Annotated in this window: 21 protein-coding genes and 1 CRISPR repeat array; of the genes, 15 read left to right on the plus strand and 6 right to left on the minus strand. The window is 39.2% G+C overall.

The genetic code is table 11. The annotated features are described in order from the left end of the window. Positions 1-38: 38 nt before the first annotated feature. Together cas2 and FOC45_RS01525 are read left to right on the plus strand one after the other, a co-directional pair. Entirely contained in the window at positions 39-380 is a 342-nt protein-coding gene (gene cas2, locus FOC45_RS01520; RefSeq protein WP_009392517.1) for a CRISPR-associated endonuclease Cas2, read from the plus strand. Positions 381-499: 119 nt separating this feature from the next. Beyond that, positions 500-1,907: a CRISPR direct-repeat array (repeat unit 32 nt; unit sequence CAAAACTACAAAATTTGAAAGCAATTCACAAC). An 80-nt stretch (positions 1,908-1,987) separates the two neighbouring features. Next, positions 1,988-2,239: a GlsB/YeaQ/YmgE family stress response membrane protein gene (locus FOC45_RS01525; protein ID WP_009392525.1), complete on the plus strand. Its 252-nt coding sequence runs from the start codon at positions 1,988-1,990 to the stop codon at positions 2,237-2,239. A 74-nt stretch (positions 2,240-2,313) separates the two neighbouring features. Here FOC45_RS01525 and FOC45_RS01530 read toward each other — a convergent pair whose 3' ends face one another. The 6 genes from FOC45_RS01530 to FOC45_RS01555 form a co-directional block, all read right to left on the minus strand. Next, positions 2,314-2,694: a hypothetical protein gene (locus FOC45_RS01530; RefSeq protein WP_009392526.1), complete on the minus strand. Its 381-nt coding sequence runs from the start codon at positions 2,692-2,694 to the stop codon at positions 2,314-2,316. A gap of 115 nt (positions 2,695-2,809) precedes the next feature. Further along, positions 2,810-3,055, minus strand: coding sequence for a DUF6327 family protein (locus FOC45_RS01535; RefSeq protein WP_009392527.1), 246 nt, complete (start codon positions 3,053-3,055; stop codon positions 2,810-2,812). Beyond that, positions 3,045-3,425 (minus strand): phage holin family protein, encoded by a 381-nt coding sequence (locus tag FOC45_RS01540; RefSeq protein ID WP_009392528.1) that lies wholly within the window; start codon positions 3,423-3,425, stop codon positions 3,045-3,047. The genes FOC45_RS01535 and FOC45_RS01540 overlap by 11 nt, the downstream gene beginning before the upstream one ends. A gap of 4 nt (positions 3,426-3,429) precedes the next feature. Further along, entirely contained in the window at positions 3,430-3,756 is a 327-nt protein-coding gene (locus FOC45_RS01545; RefSeq protein ID WP_009392529.1) for a YtxH domain-containing protein, read from the minus strand. A gap of 339 nt (positions 3,757-4,095) precedes the next feature. Continuing rightward, complete coding sequence (gene pdxH / locus FOC45_RS01550; RefSeq protein WP_009392530.1) at positions 4,096-4,737, minus strand: pyridoxamine 5'-phosphate oxidase; 642 nt, start codon at positions 4,735-4,737, stop codon at positions 4,096-4,098. 116 nt (positions 4,738-4,853) lie between these two features. Continuing rightward, positions 4,854-6,971, minus strand: coding sequence for a peptidylprolyl isomerase (locus FOC45_RS01555; protein WP_009392531.1), 2,118 nt, complete (start codon positions 6,969-6,971; stop codon positions 4,854-4,856). Positions 6,972-7,397: 426 nt separating this feature from the next. On the opposite strand from FOC45_RS01555, the gene FOC45_RS01560 reads away from it, so the two are divergent. The 13 genes from FOC45_RS01560 (at position 7,398) to secA (ending at position 21,969) form a co-directional block, all read left to right on the plus strand. After that, complete coding sequence (locus tag FOC45_RS01560; RefSeq protein ID WP_009392535.1) at positions 7,398-8,783, plus strand: leucine-rich repeat domain-containing protein; 1,386 nt, start codon at positions 7,398-7,400, stop codon at positions 8,781-8,783. A 107-nt stretch (positions 8,784-8,890) separates the two neighbouring features. Continuing rightward, positions 8,891-9,076, plus strand: coding sequence for a preprotein translocase subunit SecE (gene secE / locus FOC45_RS01565; protein WP_009392536.1), 186 nt, complete (start codon positions 8,891-8,893; stop codon positions 9,074-9,076). Positions 9,077-9,088: 12 nt separating this feature from the next. Next, the gene (gene nusG / locus FOC45_RS01570; protein WP_009392537.1) at positions 9,089-9,640 is read left to right on the plus strand and encodes a transcription termination/antitermination protein NusG; all 552 of its coding nucleotides are present in this window, start codon (positions 9,089-9,091) and stop codon (positions 9,638-9,640) included. A 64-nt stretch (positions 9,641-9,704) separates the two neighbouring features. Next, a complete protein-coding gene (gene rplK, locus FOC45_RS01575; RefSeq protein WP_009392538.1) occupies positions 9,705-10,142 on the plus strand; it encodes a 50S ribosomal protein L11 in 438 nt (145 codons plus the stop codon). A 12-nt stretch (positions 10,143-10,154) separates the two neighbouring features. Then, positions 10,155-10,844: a 50S ribosomal protein L1 gene (gene rplA, locus FOC45_RS01580; protein ID WP_009392539.1), complete on the plus strand. Its 690-nt coding sequence runs from the start codon at positions 10,155-10,157 to the stop codon at positions 10,842-10,844. 23 nt (positions 10,845-10,867) lie between these two features. Continuing rightward, positions 10,868-11,383: a 50S ribosomal protein L10 gene (gene rplJ, locus FOC45_RS01585; protein WP_009392540.1), complete on the plus strand. Its 516-nt coding sequence runs from the start codon at positions 10,868-10,870 to the stop codon at positions 11,381-11,383. A 54-nt stretch (positions 11,384-11,437) separates the two neighbouring features. After that, complete coding sequence (gene rplL, locus FOC45_RS01590) at positions 11,438-11,815, plus strand: 50S ribosomal protein L7/L12 (protein ID WP_009392541.1); 378 nt, start codon at positions 11,438-11,440, stop codon at positions 11,813-11,815. Between the two features lie 149 nt (positions 11,816-11,964). Further along, positions 11,965-12,459 carry a hypothetical protein gene (locus FOC45_RS01595; RefSeq protein ID WP_009392543.1) on the plus strand — a complete coding sequence of 165 codons (495 nt, stop codon included), beginning with the start codon at positions 11,965-11,967 and terminating at the stop codon, positions 12,457-12,459. Positions 12,460-12,523: 64 nt separating this feature from the next. Further along, positions 12,524-16,333: a DNA-directed RNA polymerase subunit beta gene (gene rpoB / locus FOC45_RS01600; RefSeq protein ID WP_009392545.1), complete on the plus strand. Its 3,810-nt coding sequence runs from the start codon at positions 12,524-12,526 to the stop codon at positions 16,331-16,333. Between the two features lie 137 nt (positions 16,334-16,470). Further along, the gene (locus FOC45_RS01605; protein WP_009392546.1) at positions 16,471-17,715 is read left to right on the plus strand and encodes an efflux RND transporter periplasmic adaptor subunit; all 1,245 of its coding nucleotides are present in this window, start codon (positions 16,471-16,473) and stop codon (positions 17,713-17,715) included. An 82-nt stretch (positions 17,716-17,797) separates the two neighbouring features. Continuing rightward, the gene (locus FOC45_RS01610; protein WP_231121882.1) at positions 17,798-18,151 is read left to right on the plus strand and encodes a hypothetical protein; all 354 of its coding nucleotides are present in this window, start codon (positions 17,798-17,800) and stop codon (positions 18,149-18,151) included. A gap of 104 nt (positions 18,152-18,255) precedes the next feature. Continuing rightward, the gene (locus FOC45_RS01615; RefSeq protein WP_002673751.1) at positions 18,256-18,477 is read left to right on the plus strand and encodes a DUF2795 domain-containing protein; all 222 of its coding nucleotides are present in this window, start codon (positions 18,256-18,258) and stop codon (positions 18,475-18,477) included. A 135-nt stretch (positions 18,478-18,612) separates the two neighbouring features. Next, positions 18,613-21,969 (plus strand): preprotein translocase subunit SecA, encoded by a 3,357-nt coding sequence (secA, locus tag FOC45_RS01620; RefSeq protein WP_009392552.1) that lies wholly within the window; start codon positions 18,613-18,615, stop codon positions 21,967-21,969. Positions 21,970-22,045: the final 76 nt, after the last annotated feature.

Below are 22,045 nucleotides of genomic sequence, written 5' to 3' on the forward strand. Positions count from 1 at the left end.
AAGTGGAAAGATGAGCAACTCATAGTCTATCTTGAATTATGATCATAGCAGAACGATATAATGCTTATAGAATTATGTGGGTATTAGTATTATACGATTTGCCAACAGAAACGAAAAAAATGCGTAGAGAAGCACAGGTTTTTCGTGATAAACTTATAAAGGATGGCTTTACGCTCTTTCAGTTTTCGATGTACATAAGACATTGCCCCAGTAGGGAGAATGCCCAAGTGCATATCAATCGTGTAAAACAAAACCTACCACAGTACGGCAATATAGCTATTATGTGCCTAACCGATAAGCAGTTTGGCGATATGGAGTTCTTCTACTGCCAAAAGGAAACAACAGCCCCCGAAACCTATGTACAATTAGAGCTTTTTTAAGAAGAATAGGAAAGAGAAAACCTCCTCTTTTGCCTTTGTTTATAAGGCAAAAGAGGAGGTTTTTCAGTGCTGTTTTTAAGTAAAACTGATTGATACTAAAATCTTTAAAAGATTGAGGATGTTATCAATCACAAAACTACAAAATTTGAAAGCAATTCACAACAAAGACTTCCCTATTTTGAATAACCTGATAGTTGTTATCAATCACAAAACTACAAAATTTGAAAGCAATTCACAACCAGTCCTTAATGTGTAGAGGGAACTGCCATGTTGTTATCAATCACAAAACTACAAAATTTGAAAGCAATTCACAACGAGCTATGTAGCTATACACAATGAGGGAGGGATGTTATCAATCACAAAACTACAAAATTTGAAAGCAATTCACAACTGCCAGCCTTGTAGCATATAGATAGCGTTAGATGTTATCAATCATTAAACTACAAAATTTGAAAGCAATTCACAACAAACCGCTTACTCCAATAATCGCGTTTGTTGTTATCAATCACAAAATTACAAAATTTGAAAGCAATTCACAACAGGCTTTTTTGAAGGGGTTTTTGCTTGAGGTTGTTATCAATCGCAAAACTATAAAATTTGAAAGCAATTCACAACCAACAAATGAATGAAACAGCAAAACAAAGTGTTGTTATCAATCGCAAAACTACAAAATTTGAAAGCAATTCACAACAACTACATCTTACAAGGCTTTGGATTTAGGGTTGTTATCAATCACAAAACTACAAAATTTGAAAGCAATTCACAACAAAAGCTGGAACGCCCTTTTGACGAGTATAGTTATTATCAATCGCAAAACTACAAAATTTGAAAGCAATTCACAACTACGTTAGGCATTATAACCTTTGCCGATGAGATGTTATCAATCGCAAAACTACAAAATTTGAAAGCAATTCACAACCTCTCGCCCTCCCTCCCGTTGGTCGGTTGGGATGTTATCAATCACAAAATTACAAAATTTGAAAGCAATTCACAACAAAGCATTAAACAAACAACAAGAGATACAAGTTGTTATCAATCACAAGACTACAAAATTTGAAAGTAATTCACAACGTTTTCTAACTTTATGAAACCCGGACAAGAGTTGTTATCAATCGCAAAACCACAAAATCTGAAAGCAATTCACAACCTGTCACCTATTTGGTATTGATTTGAAAAAGATGTTATCAATCACAAAACTACAAAATTTGAAAGCAATTCACAACTACCCAGTGGAGGACCCTCAAGCACACTTTGATGTTATCAATCACAAAACTACAAAATTTGAAAGCAATTCACAACCAACAAATGAATGAGATGAGCAAACAAAGTGATGTTATCAATCACAAAACTACAAAATTTGAAAGCAATTCACAACCAACAAATGAATGAGATGAGCAAACAAAGAGATGTTATCAATCACAAAACTACAAAATTTGAAAGCAATTCACAACTTTTAGCACAAACAAGAACGTACGAAAGTTGTTGTTATCAATCACAAAACTACAAAATTTGAAAGCAATTCACAACTTTTTTTGCATAAAAAAGTTTTAATTTGTTTTATTATATAATAATTCTTATCTTTGTACTTTAATTTAAATTTTTAATTTATGGGAATTATTGCAACACTTATTATTGGCGCCATCGCAGGATGGTTAGGAGGAACTATCTACAAAGGTAGTGGATTAGGACTAATAGGGAATATCATTATTGGTGTTCTTGGGAGTAGCGTGGGGTATTGGCTTCTAGGAAGTGTATTACACATCTCTCTTGGAGAAGGATTGATTGGTTCTATCTTAACAGGAGCTATTGGAGCTATTGTTATTTTATTTTTAATAAATTTGATATTTAAAAAGAAGTAATAAGGAAATAGGAGAAATAAAAAGCCCCGAAATATTATATATTTCGGGGCTTTTTAGTATACTTTTTCTCTTAATTACCTTTTTGCGTTAGCAATCCAGGTCTTTCCATCTGTAGTATACAGAATGTACAGTGAAGATGCGTTTATTCTAATTACTTTTAAACCATCTTGCAAATCAACATTTACTAAAGTGTTATCTCCTTCTTTTTTGAAACTAACACCTTTTAGGTCTTCAATGCCATCTGAAAAACGGAAATAATAATCATTTCCTGTTTTAACAACTGTTACTGAACCATTGTCAACAGATTTTTTTTCTTTTCCTTTTAGGAAAGAAATTTCACCTTTATAGGTTCCTACAAAAAGGTCATTGTCTGCTGGGTCATCATTTTTGCTACAAGAAGCAAAAAAAACTAGTGATAAACAAATCACTGAAGCTAATGCAATAATTTTCTTCATAGTTGATTAAATTTAAAAATTAATATTAAAGTTTGATGTAATAATTATATTATTGAGATGCTTAATGCAATTTTTAAAAGATATTAATTGTAATATTTTTTTAAGAAAATATTTTTTATTTGTTTTTATTTAAATATCTTTTTGCTAAAAGTTGCATTCCGTATCCCAAAGCTATATTTAACCATCGTTTGTTGTTAAATAAAGAGCCCAAAGTATTAGCTAATAAGTTTTTTGGACTTAAACTTTCTGCTGAAGCTGATACTTGTTGTGTGAGAGATAGTCGGTCAATCTCTTTTTCTAATCGCAGTAGTCTAATCTCATTGTCAATTTCTTCAAATGATGAATAGGTTTTATTGTTCATTTTCTTCTTCGTCTTCTGGGTCAGATTTAAAATAGATTTCTGATAGTTTTTGCAATAGCGACTTCTCAATTAGTTTCCTGCGAAACAATAAAACTACTAACGATAACAATATATAGAACGCTCCTACAATAGCAAACCCTAAACCATTACTACCTAAAGCTTCACCTATAGCATAAGCAGCGGCAAGTGATAGGAAAAATAATATTAATAAGCAGGCAAAAGCATAAACAAAAAAAGTTATAAGCCCATACGAAGACTTAGCTATAAACCTGAAAACTATCATTTTATAGTAAGCAAATTGCGAATTAAAGGCTGTGTTTGCTTTTGTAGGGACTTCTACAAACGTTTCTTTAATAGAATAAATCGCCATAAAATTACTTCTTGATTTTAGCGGCTTCTTCTTTCAATGAAGCTAATTTCTTTTCTAGCAGACTAATTACATCTTCAGCTTTATTGCTTGATTTTGAAAAGAGTCTATCTACTTTTTCTTCTAAAGAACCTTTTAATTCCAAAGATTTCTCACGCACGCTCTCTGTAAGATTATCTAATTGCTCTTTAAATTCATCAGACTTGTCTCTAAGAGAGTCCTTAATTTTTTTACGTGTGTTTTTACCTTCGTCTGGCGCAAAAAGAATGCCCAAACCTACTCCGATAGCAGTACCTACTGCTAAGCCTAATACGGCATTTGCTGTTTTTGACATAGTGTTCAAATTTAATGTTATTAAATTAGTTATATAAATTAAGTATGGTGCAAAGGTATAAATAATTTTGATAAAATATATTTTTTAATAATACTTTTTAACTATAAGACATAAGAAAAACTTATTATTACTTTTTATATGTTTGTTTTTAAGAGGTTTATATATTTCTTTTAAGTTTGTTTTCCCATTGATAATCCATAAGCTAAGGATATAAAATCATTGCGATAGCCCAAATGATTGCCAGCAATATTATCCAAGGCAAACAACCTGAAAACATATGGTATAAGGCTCTAAACGCTTCGAATATTATATTATTTTTCATAACAATAATCAGTATTATTACGGTGCTAAGCGCTCTATTTTCCAATCGTAGTCTTCGGTGAGGGTGTAACGCAGACGGTCGTGTAGGCGGTTGGGGCGTCCCTGCCAGAACTCTATGCTCTGAGGGCGCACTAAGTAGCCGCCCCAATGCGCAGGACGCGGTACTTCCTTACCTTCGTATTGCATTTCTAAAGCGTGTAGTTGCTCTTCTAAGTACTCGCGTGTGGGTATTACCTCGCTCTGTGGCGATACTATAGCTCCTAATCTACTCCCCAAAGGGCGCGATTCAAAATAACCGTCAGAGGTGTTGGCGGGCACTCGCTCTGCTATCCCTTTTATGATGACTTGCCGCTCGATAGAAGGCCAAAAGAATGATAAACACAGATGCGGATTAGCTTCTATTGCCTTACCTTTTTCGCTGTGGTAGTTGGTGTAGAAGATAAACCCTTCGTAAGTGTACTGTTTGAGCAACACTACGCGCGTTTTAGGAAAACCGTCAAGTCCGATAGTGCTAACGGACATAGCATTGGCTTCGTCTATACTATCTGTTTCATCTGCTTCGTAAAACCACGTCTGAAAAAGCTGCATAGGGTTTTCAGGAGCATCTTTCTCTAAAAGCTCTCGTTTATTATAGGTTTTTCGATAATTACTTAAGTCCATTTTGTTTTTCTGCAAATATACTAATAATTTATAAATCGGCAATTAATAAAATAAAAATAAGAGGCAATAAGCACTCACTTATTACCTCTTATTTTATTACTTATCAGTTGTTTCTATTAATAGAAAGCACTTATATTTTCTTTGATAGTAGCACTATTTTCAAGCGATTTGAGTATGCCTTGTCCAGCGCGCTCTGTGCGTAGCTTCTCGATAGTCTCTGCATACGTTTTGTAATCATTAGTAGCAGGTGCTACTGATACTGATGATACTTGTATCACATATACAGCATTCTCACCATCGATAGGTTTAGAGATAGCACCTTGCTTAAGTCCAAAAGCAGCCCCGATTACTTTAGGTTCGCGTCCTTCTCCTATAAGGATAGGGTTGTTCATCGTTAGTCCGGTAGCCGTTTTTACTTCTGTTTTGTTAGCCGAAGCAATTGCTGCTAAACTGTTGCCTTTAGCTTTCTCTTTTAGTATAGCGGCTTTTTTCTCGCGTATAAGAATAGGTTTTACAAATGGCGCTACGTCTTGTACGTCGCTAAGTCCTTCTTCTCCTTGTTTCACTAATTGAGCTACTATATAGTTACCTCCGTTAGTGAATTTTTTAAGGTCTCCTACTTTTGTTTCTTTGTTGAATAGCCACTGTACTATTTGGCGGTTAGCACCAAGCCCGATGATTTGGTCGTCGTTTTTGTGTAGGTTATCTGCACGAAGCACAGTCAAGTCTGATGATTTAGCGATGTTAGAAAAATCTTTAGGATTTTGACTCGCTTTCATCTCAAAATTGCTCACTTTAGAGAAAAGTTCGTTGAGGGTAGCTTCAGAAGGCTCAACCTTGCGAGTGATAGTAGCCAACTGCACGGTAGGCGCTTTATCAGTTACTTTCACTACGTGGTAACCAAAATCAGTTTCTACAATACCTATAGTACCTACAGGGTTAGCGAAAACGAATTGCTCAAAAGGTTTTACCATAGCCCCGCGTTTGAAGAATCCGAGGTCGCCTCCGCGATAGTTAGCACCTGGCTCATCAGAATTTTCGCTTGCCAAAGCCGCAAAGTCAGCACCAGCTGCTTTAGCCTCAGCCAAAAGCGATTCAGCTTTTGCTTTTGCTTCTTCTTTAGTGCGAGTAGTATTAGGAGTAGCGGCTTGGCTACCTTTGTAAGCGATAAGTATATGGCTTGCTTTCACAGCTCCGTTAGGGTCTTTAGCTATCATACGGCTTAGTTTTAGGTTGCCGTCTTCTTCATAAGGACCGAATACTTTGCCAACTGGTAGGGCGAAAAGAGTATCAGCATAAGCAGAACGCAAATCTTCTTTGCTTACGAAAAGGGTATCATAAGGAGTATCAGAGTGGCGGTCTACGAACTCTTTTACGTTTTTAGTTTGAGCGAAACCAGCGATAGTATCGTTAGCGTGTGTTTGGTTGTTAAACACGATTTCAGGCTGAAGCAATTTGTTGATAGCTTCTTTTTCAGCTTGCGTATCGGCAGCCGAAGGTTTTTCGTTCACCACTATATATTGTATATTGCGGTAAGCCTCTTGTTTGAATTGTTTTTCGTGTTTTTTGATATAATCTTTTATTTCGCTGTCGCTAACATTTATGTTTTTATCGTCAATACTGCTGTATTGTAGCGCAACATAGCTAATGTCAGCCATATCTTTTTCTTGGTGATAAGCTATTTCGGCTTCAGCATTGGTTACCCCTAAGCCAGCGCGTATAAGGCTAAAATACATTTGCTGTTTAGCCCCTTCGATAATAGCGTCTTCTTGCATTTTCCACTGAGCATAGGCTTGCGGATTGTTGCTTTTGAGGGTATTGAGGTAAGCGGTAAATTTAGAAGGGTCAAATACACCGTATTCGTTTACGAACTGAGGGTTTTGAGCAAGAGGTGTTTTAGCGAGTATAGAGATGATTTGGTCTTTCTCCACGCTGAGTCCTAATTTCTCAATTTGTTGATTGAGAAGTATTTGTTGAACGTTTTGCTCCCACACATACTTTGCAGCTTCTATGCTACTTGCCTGACCGTTAGCCTGATGCACGGCATTTTCTACCTGTAGACGGAAAGCGTCAATAGGTACATCTTCACCGTTTACCGTACCTATTTCGGTAGGTTGATGGTTACTAAAGCGCCCTTTGCCAATAAAGTCTGAGATGATAAAAGCAAAGAGAGCGAGCCCGATAATTGCAATCAAGAATACGGTTTTACTTCTGATTTTTTCAAGTACTGCCATTGTTTATAATCGTTTATAAAAAGTATAAATTTGTTTGGTGTTATTAATCAAACGGCAAAAGTAATCCTTTTTATTGAAATACAAAAATAATTAGCAAAAAAAATGTTGATTTGTCAATTTGCCGATTTGTCAATTTGTCGATTTGCTAATTTTCCCAAACCTCCATTAATTAGAAATTTTATCTTTTATACTTACCCTTTACTTTAGATATAGCTACCCTTTACCTTGAGCGAAGGATTAGCGAAAGATGAGCAAAGTATAAACGACTAATCAACGCCCCAAAAATAGTAAAATATGCTACGCTCCATCTTGCTTCTCTTTTCATCTCTCATAATCGCCAAATCGGCAAATCGGCAAATTGCCAAATCAATAAAATTTGCTAATTATCAAATTTTTACTATCTTTGCGCTTTGAAATATCTAAAAAATGCCTACCACTATCTATAAAACTTATGTATGTATCCTTTTCTTTGCGCTACAACTCTGCTTTTCCCAAAAAGGGGAGGAGGCACTGTTTATCAAAGAAGGTACGCTACTTAAATGTGAGAACAACCGCATTCCTGCTGACGGTCGTATAGAGTTACCACGTACAGTTAAAGCCATTGCTCCTGAGGCATTTAAAGATTGCTCCCGACTCAAATCTATCAACATAGGGGGGAGCGTAACTCTGATAGGCGACCGTGCTTTCTACGGATGTAATACCCTTACTAAAGCTGAGTTCCTGCCCAATACAGTTACCGCTATAGGCGAACAAGCCTTTGCTTTTTGTGGGAAGCTCAGCAGTGCTAACTTGCCCAACTCGGTGGCTACTATTGGCACTGAGGCGTTTCGTGCTTGTTTTGCGCTTACCGCTATCACTATCCCCGAAAGTACTACTAATATAGGTGATAACGCTTTTTTAGATTGCAGTTCGCTACAGCAGGTTACTTTTCTTACTAACCAGTTACCTATACTTCCTTCCGGAATTTTTTACCAATGCAAGCAGCTCAAAGAGGCGTTACTGCCCGCTAGTGTGCGGCGCATCAAAAGCAGTGCTTTTGCTTATTGCGAAAACCTCAGTAGGGTAGTGCTGCCGGAACAGTTAGAGGCTATAGGCGATGATAGTTTTGAGTACTGCAAGAGTTTGCGCGCTATTGATATTCCTGATAGTGTGGTGTTTATAGGGGCGAGTGCCTTTCATAGCTGTAGTTTGCTAACCGATGTGAAGTTGCCCTACGGCTTGCGCCATTTGCTCAACGATACTTTTTTAGATTGCACTTCGCTTAAGGCTATTCTCATACCCGATACGGTAGAAAAGATTGATATGCAGGTGTTTCGCAACTGTAGTTCGTTAGAGGCAGTACAATTTCCTTTGGCACTAACCGACATACTCTATGCCGCTTTTTACGGTTGCAAAAAGTTGCAAGAAGTTACCCTGCCCGACGAGGTAAAATATATAGGTATGTTTGCTTTTGCTGAATGCGAGAGTTTAGCGTATATAGAGTTGCCCCGTGCGGTGGTCGATATAGCCGCTAAAGTGTTTTATAACTGTACGAGTCTTAGCGAGGTGAAGCTCTCTAAATTCACCGCCACTATAGGGGTACAGGCTTTTTACGGCTGTACGAATCTAAAAGACTTACGCCTTCCGCCCTCGGTAGAAAAGATTGACTTAGGGGCGTTTGAAAATACGGGACTTACCGAATTGCACTGCAAGGCTATCGCACCGCCAGAGGTGAACAGGAGTTTTGGATATAAGGGGAAAGTATTAGTACCTTTCCGTTCGTTAGACGCCTACAAAGCGGCGATAGGTTGGCAAGATTGTGCCTTAGAATAAAAAAATATTAAAAAAAGTTTTGCAGATTAAAATATTTGCAGTACTTTTGCCACCCAAAAGCGTGCATAATAGGACGCTTAATAACTCACCAAATAAATTAATACATTATGGTTCAGTATGTTAAAGAATCTTACGAAGAACTAAAGAACCACGTTACGTGGCCTACTCTTGCCGATTCACAGCGTGAAATGGTGGTAGTAGTGGTATTCTCTATCTTATTCTCATTAGTTATCTGGGGAATGGATTCGTTCTTTGAATGGATAATAGCTGAGTATTTTAAATTTATGCAATAAAAACAACGGAGAATGTCTGGATTGTTAGAAAAAAAATGGTATGTAATCAAAACCGTTACCGGTCAGGAAAACAAGATTAAGAACTACGTAGAAACGGAGTCAGCTCGTTTGGGCTATGCCGACTATGTAGAAGAGGTGTTGGTGCCTACCGAGAAAGTGGTGCAAGTGCGCAATGGTAAAAAAACTACCAAAGACAGAGTGCATATGCCTGGCTACGTAATGGTGAAAGCTCATTTAGCAGGTGAGGTGGTGCATATCATCAAATCAATACCAGGGGTAGTGGGCTTCTTAAGCGAGACTAAAGGTGGCGACCCGCTGCCTTTGCGCAAAGCCGATGTAAACCGTATGTTGGGGCAAGTAGATGAGCTATCAGAAACCGTAGAAACGGTAGCTATACCTTTTGAAGTAGGCGAGGTAGTAAAACTTATCGAGGGGCCTTTCAACGGCTTTAACGGTACAATAGAGCGTGTGAATGAAGAGAAGCGAAAATTGGAAGTAATGGTGAAGATTTTCGGTAGAAAAACACCTTTAGAGCTCAACTATACCCAAGTTGAAAAATTGTAACTTATAAGTCCCTGAAAGGTATTCCTAAAGGGGTATATTTTAAATAATTTATTAATAATAAACAATGGCAAAAGAAATTAGTAAAGTAGTTAAACTACAAGCTCGGGGAGGTCAAGCGAACCCATCGCCACCAATTGGACCCGCATTAGGTGCTGCCGGTGTTAATATTATGGAGTTCTGCAAGCAGTTCAACGCTCGTACGCAGGACAAACAAGGAAAAGTAATTCCTGTAGTTATCACCGTGTACAAAGATAAGTCATTCGACTTTATTATCAAAACAGCGCCTGCTGCCGTTCAGCTATTGGAAGCCGCTAAGGTTAAAGGAGGTTCCGGAGAGCCAAACCGTAAAAAAGTAGCAAGTATCACTTGGGATCAAGTGAAAGCAATTGCAGAAGACAAAATGCCTGACCTAAGTGCATTTACACTCGAATCTGCAATGAGTATGATTGCTGGTACGGCACGCTCAATGGGTATAACAGTAACTGGTGAAAAACCTTTTTAATCGGAAAGCATTATGGCAAAATTGACAAAGAAACACAAAGAAGCGCTTGCTAAAGTAGACAGAAACAAGCTCTACACGCTTAAAGAGGCTTCTGCATTACTCAAAGAAATCACTTACACTAAATTTGATGCTTCTGTGGATATTGCAGTGCGTTTAGGGGTAGACCCTCGTAAAGCAAACCAAATGGTGCGTGGCGTAGTTACGTTACCTCACGGAACAGGTAAAGATGTGCGAGTGCTCGCCTTGGTAACCCCAGATAAAGAGGCTGAAGCTAAAGCAGCTGGAGCTGACTATGTAGGGTTAGACGAATATCTACAAAAGATAAAAGACGGTTGGACAGACGTAGACGTAATCGTAACTATGCCTGCCGTAATGGGTAAATTAGGTCCTTTAGGGCGTGTGCTTGGTCCGCGTGGATTGATGCCAAACCCTAAAACAGGTACCGTTACTATGGAAATAGGTAAAGCTGTACAAGAGGTAAAAGCTGGTAAGATTGACTTCCGCGTAGATAAAACCGGTATCGTACACGCTTCTATTGGTAAAGTGTCTTTCTCTGCTGAGAAATTAGTAGACAACGCCAATGAACTATTGCAAACGTTGATAAAAATGAAACCTACTGCTGCTAAGGGTACTTATATGAAATCGATATACTTATCATCAACTATGAGCCCTAGTGTAGCTGTAGATACTAAAACAGTTTAATTGATTAGTTAAAAAACGAAATTATGACAAGAGAAGAAAAATCATTAGTAATAGACAATTTAACTGCTCAGTTAGCTGAAAACAATGTTATTTACGTAACAGACCTAACTGGTTTGAACGCGCAAGATACAAGTGCTTTACGCCGTGCTTGCTTCAAAGCGAATATCAAGTTAGCAGTAGTTAAAAATACCTTGCTTGCCAAAGCAATGGAAGCCTCAGAAAAGGAATTTGGTGAATTACCTAATATCCTAAAAGGAAACTCTTCACTTATGTATGCCGAAGTAGGTAATGCACCTGCTAAGCTTATTAAAGAGTTCCGCAAGAAGTCAGATAAACCTATCTTAAAAGGAGCTTATATTGATTCAGCAGTATATGTAGGCGATAACCAATTAGATGCGTTAGTAGCTATCAAATCTAAGAATGAAGTTATTGGCGATATCATCGGATTGCTTCAATCACCTGCTAAGAATGTGGTATCAGCTCTTAAGTCAGGAGGTGGCAAATTGGCCGGTATCATCAAGACTTTATCTGAAAAATAATAAACAGAACGCACAAAAATTATTTATAAACAATTAAACAAAAACGATAGAAAAATGGCAGATTTAAAAAATTTCGCAGAACAATTAGTAAACTTAACTGTTAAAGAAGTAAACGAGCTTGCTCAAATCCTTAAAGACGAATATGGTATCGAGCCAGCAGCAGCAGCAGTAGCAGTAGCAGCAGGTCCAGCAGCAGGTGCTGGTGAAGCAGCAGCTGAAAAAACTGAATTCGACGTAATTCTTAAATCAGCAGGTGCTAACAAACTAGCAGTAGTTAAATTAGTAAAAGATCTTACTGGTCTTGGACTAAAAGAAGCTAAAGAAGTAGTTGATGGTGCTCCTTCAAAAGTAAAAGAAGGTGTTTCTAAAGAAGAAGCTGAAGGGCTTAAAAAATCTTTAGAAGAAGCTGGAGCTGAAGTAGAGTTGAAATAATTTTACTAAGTAAACCCTATAAGGTTTAGGTCTTTTTCAGTAGGAATTAGACCTAAACCATTTTGTAATTTAAATAAAAACTAACACACAAAACAATACAATAACAATATTAGGTAGAATATATTTCTGCCAAATAAACATAAAACAAAATGAGCAAACACCTTGAACGTTTAAATAATGTTTTTTGGGACTTCCGTGAAAGAGATTTACATCAATATGCAAGTGTAGAAGAGTTTAAGAAAGATGTCATTTTAATGAATGAAGAGCTTCAGAATGAAAAAGAATGGCAATTAGATGATGTGGTTATTGAAGAACCTAAAATTGAAGTAACTTATACAGCATATGTATTTCCTGATGACTTATTATCAAATGAGCGTTTAGCGAGTAATGGAGTTAGTACGCTTGAAGATAATGAAACTATTTTTGAACGTGAATCAGAAGAGTATGATGGGCGTTATTACGCTGAGATTACTGCTACTATTGAGCCGAATAATGGACAGTGTTTTTCAGGATATGAATTTCTGATGAAAGTACATATTCAAACATTGAATAAAGATTTAGGCGATGATAACTTTTATGAAGGTGTAGAAATAACAAGAAATAAAGATAATACAGCTATAGCCTACATTTATACAGGAGGATAACGACTAACAACTAATGATAACGACTTACTACTAACGCACTAAACAATAATTTAAAGTAAAGAAAATGCTTACGAATCAAACCGCAAGAGTGAATTTTGCTTCCGTGAAACACACCCCTGAATATCCTGACTTTTTGGATATTCAAATCAAATCGTTTCAAGAGTTCTTTCAGATGGAAACTAAGTCGGAAGACCGAGTGCACGAAGGATTGTATCAGACTTTTAAAGAAAACTTTCCTATAACCGATACTCGTAACCAGTTCGTACTGGAATTTCTCGACTATTTCGTAGACCCCCCAAGATACTCTATTGAAGAGTGTATTGAGCGTGGCCTTACTTATAGCGTCCCTCTAAAAGCTCGGTTGAAGCTCTATTGCACTGACCCCGAACACGAAGACTTCGAAACTATCGTACAAGACGTTTACTTGGGTACGGTGCCTTATATGACTACTAGCGGTACATTCGTTATCAACGGTGCCGAACGCGTGGTAGTTTCGCAATTGCACCGCTCTCCAGGGGTTTTCTTTGGTCAGTCGTTTCACGCTAACGGTACCAAATTGTACTCTGCCCGTATTATCCCTTTCAAAGGTTCGTGGATAGAATTTGCTACCGACATCAATAACGTGATGTACGCCTATATCGACCGTAAAAAGAAATTGCCTGTAACTACTCTTTTCCGTGCTATTGGTTTTGAACGCGATAAAGATATATTAGAGATTTTTGACCTTGCTGAAGAGATAAAAGTATCTAAAACAGCGCTTAAAAAGTACATAGGCAGACGTTTAGCGGCTCGTGTGCTTAACACTTGGCACGAAGACTTCGTAGACGAAGATACAGGAGAGGTAGTATCAATTGAGCGTAATGAGATTATCCTCGACCGTGATACGGTGCTTGATGAAGACAATATTCAAGAAATACTCGATGCCGATGTAAAAACTATCTTGCTACACAAAGAAGATAGTCAGGCTACCGACTATACTATCATACATAATACCCTACAAAAAGACCCTACCAACTCTGAAAAAGAAGCGGTAGAGCACATCTACCGACAGCTGCGTAACGCTGAACCACCTGATGAAGAAACGGCTCGCGGTATCATCGATAAGCTGTTCTTCTCAGACCAACGTTATAACTTGGGCGATGTAGGGCGTTATCGTATCAATAAAAAATTAGGGCTTGATACCCCTATGGAAAAGCAAGTGCTTACCAAAGAGGATATTATCACTATCGTAAAATACCTTATTGAGCTTATCAACTCTAAGGCCGAAGTAGATGATATTGACCACCTTTCTAACCGCCGTGTACGTACGGTAGGCGAGCAGTTGGCAGCACAATTTGGTGTAGGACTTTCGCGTATGGCGCGCACTATCCGCGAGCGTATGAACGTACGCGATAACGAGGTCTTTACTCCTATCGACTTGATTAACGCTAAGACACTTTCGTCAGTTATCAACTCATTCTTTGGTACGAACCAGCTTTCTCAGTTTATGGATCAAACTAACCCATTGGCTGAGATTACCCACAAACGCCGTTTATCTGCCTTAGGACCTGGAGGTCTATCGCGTGAGCGTGCGGGCTTCGAGGTGCGAGACGTACACTACACCCACTACGGTCGTTTGTGTCCTATTGAAACCCCTGAGGGTCCAAACATCGGGCTTATTTCGTCATTAGCGGTGTTCTCTAAAGTGAATGGTATGGGCTTTATCGAAACGCCTTATCACAAAGTGAGCAATGGTAATGTAGATCTTAAAGATATGACCTACCTTACTGCTGAAGATGAAGAAGGGCTTAAGATTGGTATGGCGAATATCGCTTTAGACGCTGATGGCAACATCACTGAGGAGAAAGTGGTAGTAAAAGAAGACGGGGACTTCCCTGTAATTGAACCTAATGAGGTACAATATATAGACGTGGCGCCTAACCAGATTGCTTCTATTTCGGCTTCTTTGATTCCGTTCCTTGAACACGATGACGCGAACCGTGCGCTGATGGGCTCGAATATGATGCGCCAAGCGGTGCCATTATTGAAACCTGAAGCACCTATCGTGGGTACTGGTTTGGAACGCCGTGTGGCTTCTGACGCCCGTGTACTGATGAATGCTGAAGGCGATGGTACAGTAGATTATGTAGATGCTGAAAAAATCATCATTACTTACGACCGTACCGACGAGCAAAAATTGGTAAGTTTTGACCCTGATGAAACGGTGTATAACCTTATCAAATTTAGAAAAACAAACCAAGGTACTTGTATCAACCTAAAACCTATCGTACACAAAGGTGAACGTGTGAAAAAAGGACAAGTACTCTGCGAAGGCTATGCTACCGAAAACGGTGAATTAGCTTTAGGACGCAATATGAAAGTAGCGTTTATGCCTTGGAAAGGGTATAACTTCGAGGATGCGATTGTAATTTCGGAACGAGCTGTACGCGATGATATATTCACCTCTATCCACATAGACGAATATGTATTGGAAGTGCGCGATACTAAGTTAGGGGCTGAAGAGCTTACCAATGACATTCCGAACGTATCAGAAGATGCTACTAAGGATTTGGACGAAAATGGTATGATACGCATCGGGGCTGAAGTACGCCCAGGTGATATACTAATAGGTAAAATCACACCAAAAGGAGAATCTGACCCAACCCCTGAAGAAAAACTGCTACGCGCTATCTTTGGTGACAAGGCTGGTGATGTGAAAGATGCTTCGCTAAAAGCTTCTCCATCGCTCTACGGGGTAGTAATTGATAAGAAACTTTTCTCGCGTGCGGTAAAAGACAAACGCAAACGCAATAAAGACAAAGAAGATATCGCTACTTTAGAGGCTGATTACCAAGCTAAATTTGAAGCTCTTAGAGGTAAATTGCTCGACAAAATCTTCTCGTTAGTAAACGAAAAGACTTCAGAAGGAGTAGTGAATGATTTGGGCGAAGAGATTGTTCCTAAAGGTAAGAAATATACCAAAAAAGTGCTTGAGGCTATTGAAGACTACACTCACCTTACCTCATCAGGCTGGACAGATGATAAGCACATCAACAGTTTGATAGACGACCTATTGCACAACTACCGCATTCGCGAAAACGACTTGCAAGGTATGTTGCGCCGCGATAAGTTCACCATTTCGGTGGGAGACGAGTTGCCAGCAGGTATCCTCAAATTGGCTAAGATATATATCGCTAAGAAGCGTAAGCTGAAAGTGGGAGACAAGATGGCGGGTCGCCACGGTAATAAGGGTATCGTAGCGCGTATTGTTCGCGATGAGGATATGCCATTCTTAGAAGACGGTACTCCGGTTGATATAGTGTTGAACCCTCTTGGGGTGCCTTCTCGTATGAACATCGGTCAGATATACGAAACCGTACTCGGCTGGGCAGGACAAAAACTCGGTAAGAAGTTTGCCACTCCTATCTTTGATGGGGCTTCGTTAGAGCAAATCAATGAGCTGACAGATGAGGCAGGCGTACCACGCTTTGGTCACACTTACCTATACGATGGTGGTACTGGTGAACGCTTTGACCAAAAAGCTACCGTAGGGGTGATTTATATGATTAAGCTCGGACATATGATTGACGATAAGATGCACGCGCGTTCTATCGGTCCGTACTCACTCATCACCCAACAGCCATTAGGTGGTAAAGCACAATTCGGTGGACAACGTTTCGGAGAGATGGAGGTATGGGCATTAGAGGCTTATGGTGCTTCGAGTACCCTACGCGAAATCTTGACCGTAAAATCGGATGACGTAATAGGTCGTGCGAAGACTTATGAGGCAATAGTGAAAGGTGAAACAATGCCTGAACCAGGATTGCCAGAGTCTTTCAACGTATTGATGCACGAGCTAAAAGGTCTTGGATTAGATATAAGATTGGAAGAATAAGGATTAATTGTTAAAAATTAATGGTTGATAAAATTCCGAACTATTGAGATATTCAGTGGTTCGGAATTTTTTTTAAATTATGAATTGTCAATTATTAATTATTTTTTATCTTTGCTGCATAAAACGGATTATGTATTATGAAAAGAAAGACTATTATTATCATTTTAGTACTACTGCTGTTTATCATCGTGCTTATCGCTGGTAAAAAAGCAGGATGGTTTGGCGATGACCAAGAATTGGTATCAGTTGAAACTCAAAAGGTTACTGCAGCTACCCTTACGCAAAAAGTATCGGCTACTGGTAAAATACAACCAGAGTTGGAAATTAAACTATCGTCGGAGGTATCGGGTGAAATTATAGAACTGCCTATAAAAGAGGGACAAACGGTGAAAAAGGGCGACCTATTAGTGCGTATAAATCCGGATATTTATCAGTCAGGACTCAATAGGGTGTTGGCAAGCCTTGAAACTGTACGCGCTTCGCAACAACAATCGGAAGCAAGCTATAAAGAGGCTGAAGAAAACTACAAGCGCAATAAATTGCTCTTTGACAAAGGGGTGATTTCGAAGGCTGAATGGGATAAGATAGTTTCGGCTTACGAGATGGCTAAAGCTGCCCGCGAGTCGGCACGCTATAACGTGCAGAGTGCAATGGCAAGCGTATCAGAAGCGCAAGATAACCTAAAGAAAACACAGATATATTCGCCTTCTGACGGTACTATCTCTAAGCTCAGTGTAGAGTTGGGCGAGCGTGTGGTAGGTACCATACAAATGACCGGTACGGAGATTATGCGCGTGGCTAACCTCGGTAGTATGGAGGTGGAAGTAGATGTGAATGAAAACGATATAGTGAAAGTGAACAATGGGGCAGAGGTGAATGTAGAAGTTGATGCTTATCCTAAACGCACTTTTAAAGGTACGGTAACCAACATAGCTAACACCGCTAATGCAACCGCAAGTGCTGACCAAGTAACGAACTTCAAAGTGAAAATACATATAGAAGAAAGTTCGTATACTGACCTTGTGAAAGATAAAAAAGAAGGGTATTCGCCTTTCCGCCCAGGGATGACTGCTACAGTTGATATTCTTACCCAAACGAAAAAAGATATAGTAGTGGTGCCTATTAGTGCCATCATAGTGAAAAAGAAGTCGGAAATAGACGAGAAAACACCTAAAGAAGAGGCTGATAAGCGACAAGAGGCGGTATTTGTGTACAAAGATGGCAAGGCAGAGCTTAGAGCAGTGACTACGGGTATTCAGGATAATGTGAATATAGAAATTCTTTCGGGGGTAGCTAAAGATGAAGAGATTATCACAGGGCCTTATAATGTGATATCTAAGACGCTTAAGAATAATGAAAAAGTTAGTAAATTAGCAAATTAGCAAATTTGGCAATATGAATGCAAAGCAAATCCTAACAATCTTTGTAATTAGTCTTCTAATATTTCTTAGTAGTTGCAATTCTATGAAAAGGCAAATAGATCCTTATCAAGAGAAAATTGGCAAGAAAGGCGATGATTACTCATTGTCTTATTATAAAAGTAAAAGGGCGTCGGTTAAAAGTATTTTAAATATTAAAATTTTTGAAGGAGACGGCTCTTTGTCAACTAGTAATTTGTATTTACATATTAATGGACTGCCTATTATTTCAAATTATAAAGAAAATTTTTATCTTCTTCCTAATAGAAAATACGATGTGCAAGTCACTACTTTTTCAGGGTATAAAGGTTTGTATATAAATAATATAAAGCTGAAAGAGAAAGATTCGGTAGTGCTAAATGTATATCTGAAAGAACCTGCTCTGATATTTTGTGAGTAGCACAAAATGAAGAAAGGCTATACACGCTGGGGCAAATTAGCAAATTATTTTGTATAATAAATAAAAAGTATTACTTTTGCAAAAATTATAATACCTATCATATTATGTATTGGACATTAGAACTTGCATCTTATTTAAGTGATGCACCGTGGCCTGCTACTAAAGATGAGCTTATTGATTATGCCATTCGTACAGGTGCTCCTATGGAGGTGGTAGAAAACCTTCAGGAAATTGAAGACGAAGGAGATATGTATGAATCTATTGATGAAATCTGGCCTGATTATCCGTCAGAAGAGGACTATCTTTGGAATGAAGATGAGTATTAGAAAAAGTCTCAACAGAGACTTTTTTTTGATTTGTTGATATGACAATTTGGCAGGAACTGTCAGTTTGGTATATTTATTGACTAAAAACAAGAGACGAAAAATAAATATTAATAATTTAATAATTGACCATTATAAATGAGTATTATCAATTCACTTATTAAGCTATTCGTGGGCGATAAAGCCAAAAACGATTTGAAGTCTATTCAGCCGTTGGTTGAAAAGATTAAGGCGTATGCAGCAGAGTTAGAGCATATTAGCAATGACGAATTGCGCGGCAAGACGATTGCCTTCAAAGAAAAAATAAAAGAGGCACGTGCTACTTTTGACACGCGAATAGCTGACCTACAAACACAAGCGAATGCTACGGAAGATATAGACAAGAAAGAAGACCTTTATACTGAAATTGATAAACTCAGTGCAGAGGCTTATCAGGCTTCTGAAAAAGTGCTAAACGATATTTTGCCTGAAGCCTTCGCTACGATGAAGGAAACCGCAAGACGTTTTGCTACTAACGAGACTATCAGCGTAACAGCTACTCCGCGTGACCGCGAGCTATCGGCTACCCACGACTATGTGACCATAGAAGGGGATAAGGCAATATGGAAAAACCATTGGGATGCGGCTGGTAAAGACGTTACTTGGGATATGGTGCACTACGATGTGCAACTTATCGGGGGTATTGCCCTACACCAAGGTAAGATAGCTGAGATGCAAACCGGTGAGGGTAAGACCCTTGTGGCTACACTGCCTGTATATCTGAACGCCCTAACAGGTAACGGGGTGCACTTAGTAACCGTGAACGACTATTTGGCACGCCGAGATAGCGCGTGGATGGGGCCTCTGTTTGAGTTTCACGGCTTGCGAGTGGATTGTATAGACAACCACCAGCCGAACTCACAGGCTCGTCGCAATGCGTATAACGCTGATATTACCTATGGTACTAACAACGAATTTGGTTTTGACTATCTGCGCGACAATATGGCGCACACCTCTGAAGACCTTGTACAACGCGCTCATAACTACGCGATTGTAGATGAGGTGGACTCAGTACTTATAGACGATGCGCGTACACCGCTTATCATCTCGGGGCCTACTCCTAAAGGCGACCGCCACGAGTTTAACGAATTAAAACCTTTAGTAGCCGATTTGGTAGAAAAACAGCGTACTTACTTAACTAAAGTACTTGCCGATGCTCGTAAACTAATAGCAGAAGGCAATACTAAAGAGGGTGGTTTTCAACTATTGCGCGTATATCGCGGCTTGCCAAAGAACAAAGCTCTTATAAAATTCCTCAGTGAAGAAGGGGTAAAACAACTGCTACAGAAGACAGAAAACTACTATATGCAGGATAACAATCGCGAAATGCCTAAGGTAGATGCTGAACTTTACTTCGTGATTGATGAAAAGAACAACCAAATAGAGCTTACTGATAAAGGTTTTGCCGATATAGCTTCTTACGATGGTGATAAAAACTTCTTCGTATTGCCTGATATAGGGGTAGAAATTGCTAATATTGAGAGCCAAAATCTGCCGATAGAAGAGGAAGCTAAGCTAAAAGAAAAGCTATTGCAAGACTTCACCGTAAAAAGTGAACGCATTCACACCCTTAACCAATTGCTAAAAGCCTATACGCTCTTTGAAAAAGATGTGGAATACGTGCTTATAGACAATAAAGTGTTGATAGTAGATGAGCAAACAGGTCGTATAATGGACGGACGCCGTTATTCTGACGGATTGCACCAAGCTATTGAGGCTAAAGAAAACGTGAAGATAGAGGCCGCTACGCAAACCTACGCTACTATCACGCTACAAAATTACTTCCGTATGTATAGCAAGTTATCGGGTATGACAGGTACGGCTATTACCGAAGCGGGAGAGTTTTGGGAAATATACAAATTGGATGTGATGGAAATACCTACCAACCGTCCTATTGCTCGTAAAGACTACAATGACCTGATATACAAGACTAAACGCGAGAAATATAACGCGGTGATTGACAAAGTAGTATCGCTATCGGAAGCAGGACGCCCTGTACTTATCGGTACTACTTCGGTAGAGGTATCGGAGCTTTTGAGCCGTATGCTAACGATGCGCAAGATAAAACACAATGTATTGAACGCTAAGTTGCACAAGAAAGAGGCAGAAATTGTAGCTGAAGCAGGGCAATCGGGAGTAGTAACTATCGCTACCAATATGGCAGGACGTGGTACGGACATTAAGCTAAGTCCGGAAGTGAAAGCTGCTGGTGGTTTGGCTATCATAGGTACTGAGCGCCACGATTCGCGTCGTGTAGACCGTCAGTTGCGCGGTCGTTCAGGACGTCAGGGAGACCCAGGAAGTTCGCTTTTCTACGTATCGTTAGAAGATAATTTAATGCGTCTGTTTGGTTCAGAGCGTATAGCGCGCCTAATGGACAAACTCGGACACAAAGAAGGTGATGTGATAGAGCACTCTATAATGACCAAACGTATAGAAACCGCTCAGAAGAAAGTAGAGGAGAACAACTTCGGTATCCGTAAGCGTCTGTTAGAGTATGATGACGTGATGAACGCACAGCGCGAGGTGATATACAAACGCCGCCGCCACGCCCTTGAGGGAGAACGCCTAAAAGTGGATTTGGCAAATATGATATTCGACACTTGCGAGGTGATAGTAGAAAGCAATAAGAGTGCTAATAACTATAAGAATTTTGAGTTTGAGTTGATAAAATACTTCTCGCTCAAGACCCAAATATCAGAGACTGAATTTGCTAAAACTGCTAATAACGAACTGACTTTCAGACTTTATCGCGAAGTGTTAGACCACTATCAGCAAAAGACAGAGCGCAGTGCTGCACAGGCTTTCCCTGTGATAAGAGAGGTGTATGAAAACCCATCGAATACTTATGAGCGCATAGTGGTGCCTTTCACAGATGGTCAGAAGATGCTTAATATAGTAACCGACCTGAAAGAGGCATACGAAAGTGGAGGTAAGAAACTTATTAGTGATTTTGAAAAGAATATTACCTTAGCGATTATTGATGATGAGTGGAAAACGCATTTGCGCCAAATGGATGAGCTTAAACAATCGGTACAGTTGGCGGTACACGAACAGAAAGACCCGCTACTTATCTATAAGTTTGAGGCTTTCCAACTCTTTAAAGCAATGATAGATAAGGTAAACAAAGATATAGTGTCTTTCCTTTTCAGAGCAGAGCTACCTACACAAGCTCCTGCGGTACAAGAGGCTCACGCCCCTCAGCGCAGTAATGAACACTACCAAACAAACAAAGAGGAAGTGCTTAACAGCGATGAAATGGCAGCTCAAGCACGCGAGGTAGGGCAACAAGCTTCGCAAAGGCGTTCGGTAGTAGAGACTATCATACGCGAGCAGCCTAAAGTTGGTCGTAATGACAAGGTAGTAATCCAAAACATTCGCACTGGTGAACGCAAAGAACTTAAGTTCAAACAAGCGATGCCGCTATTGGAAGGTGATTGGATATTGGTTAATTAGTTAATTGGCTAATTTATAGATTTAAAAGATACTTTGCCAAAGGTTATAGCACCAACGCTACGCCCTTTGGCAAAGT

The organism is Capnocytophaga sp. FDAARGOS_737, from assembly GCF_009730375.1.
Taxonomy (GTDB): domain Bacteria; phylum Bacteroidota; class Bacteroidia; order Flavobacteriales; family Flavobacteriaceae; genus Capnocytophaga; species Capnocytophaga leadbetteri.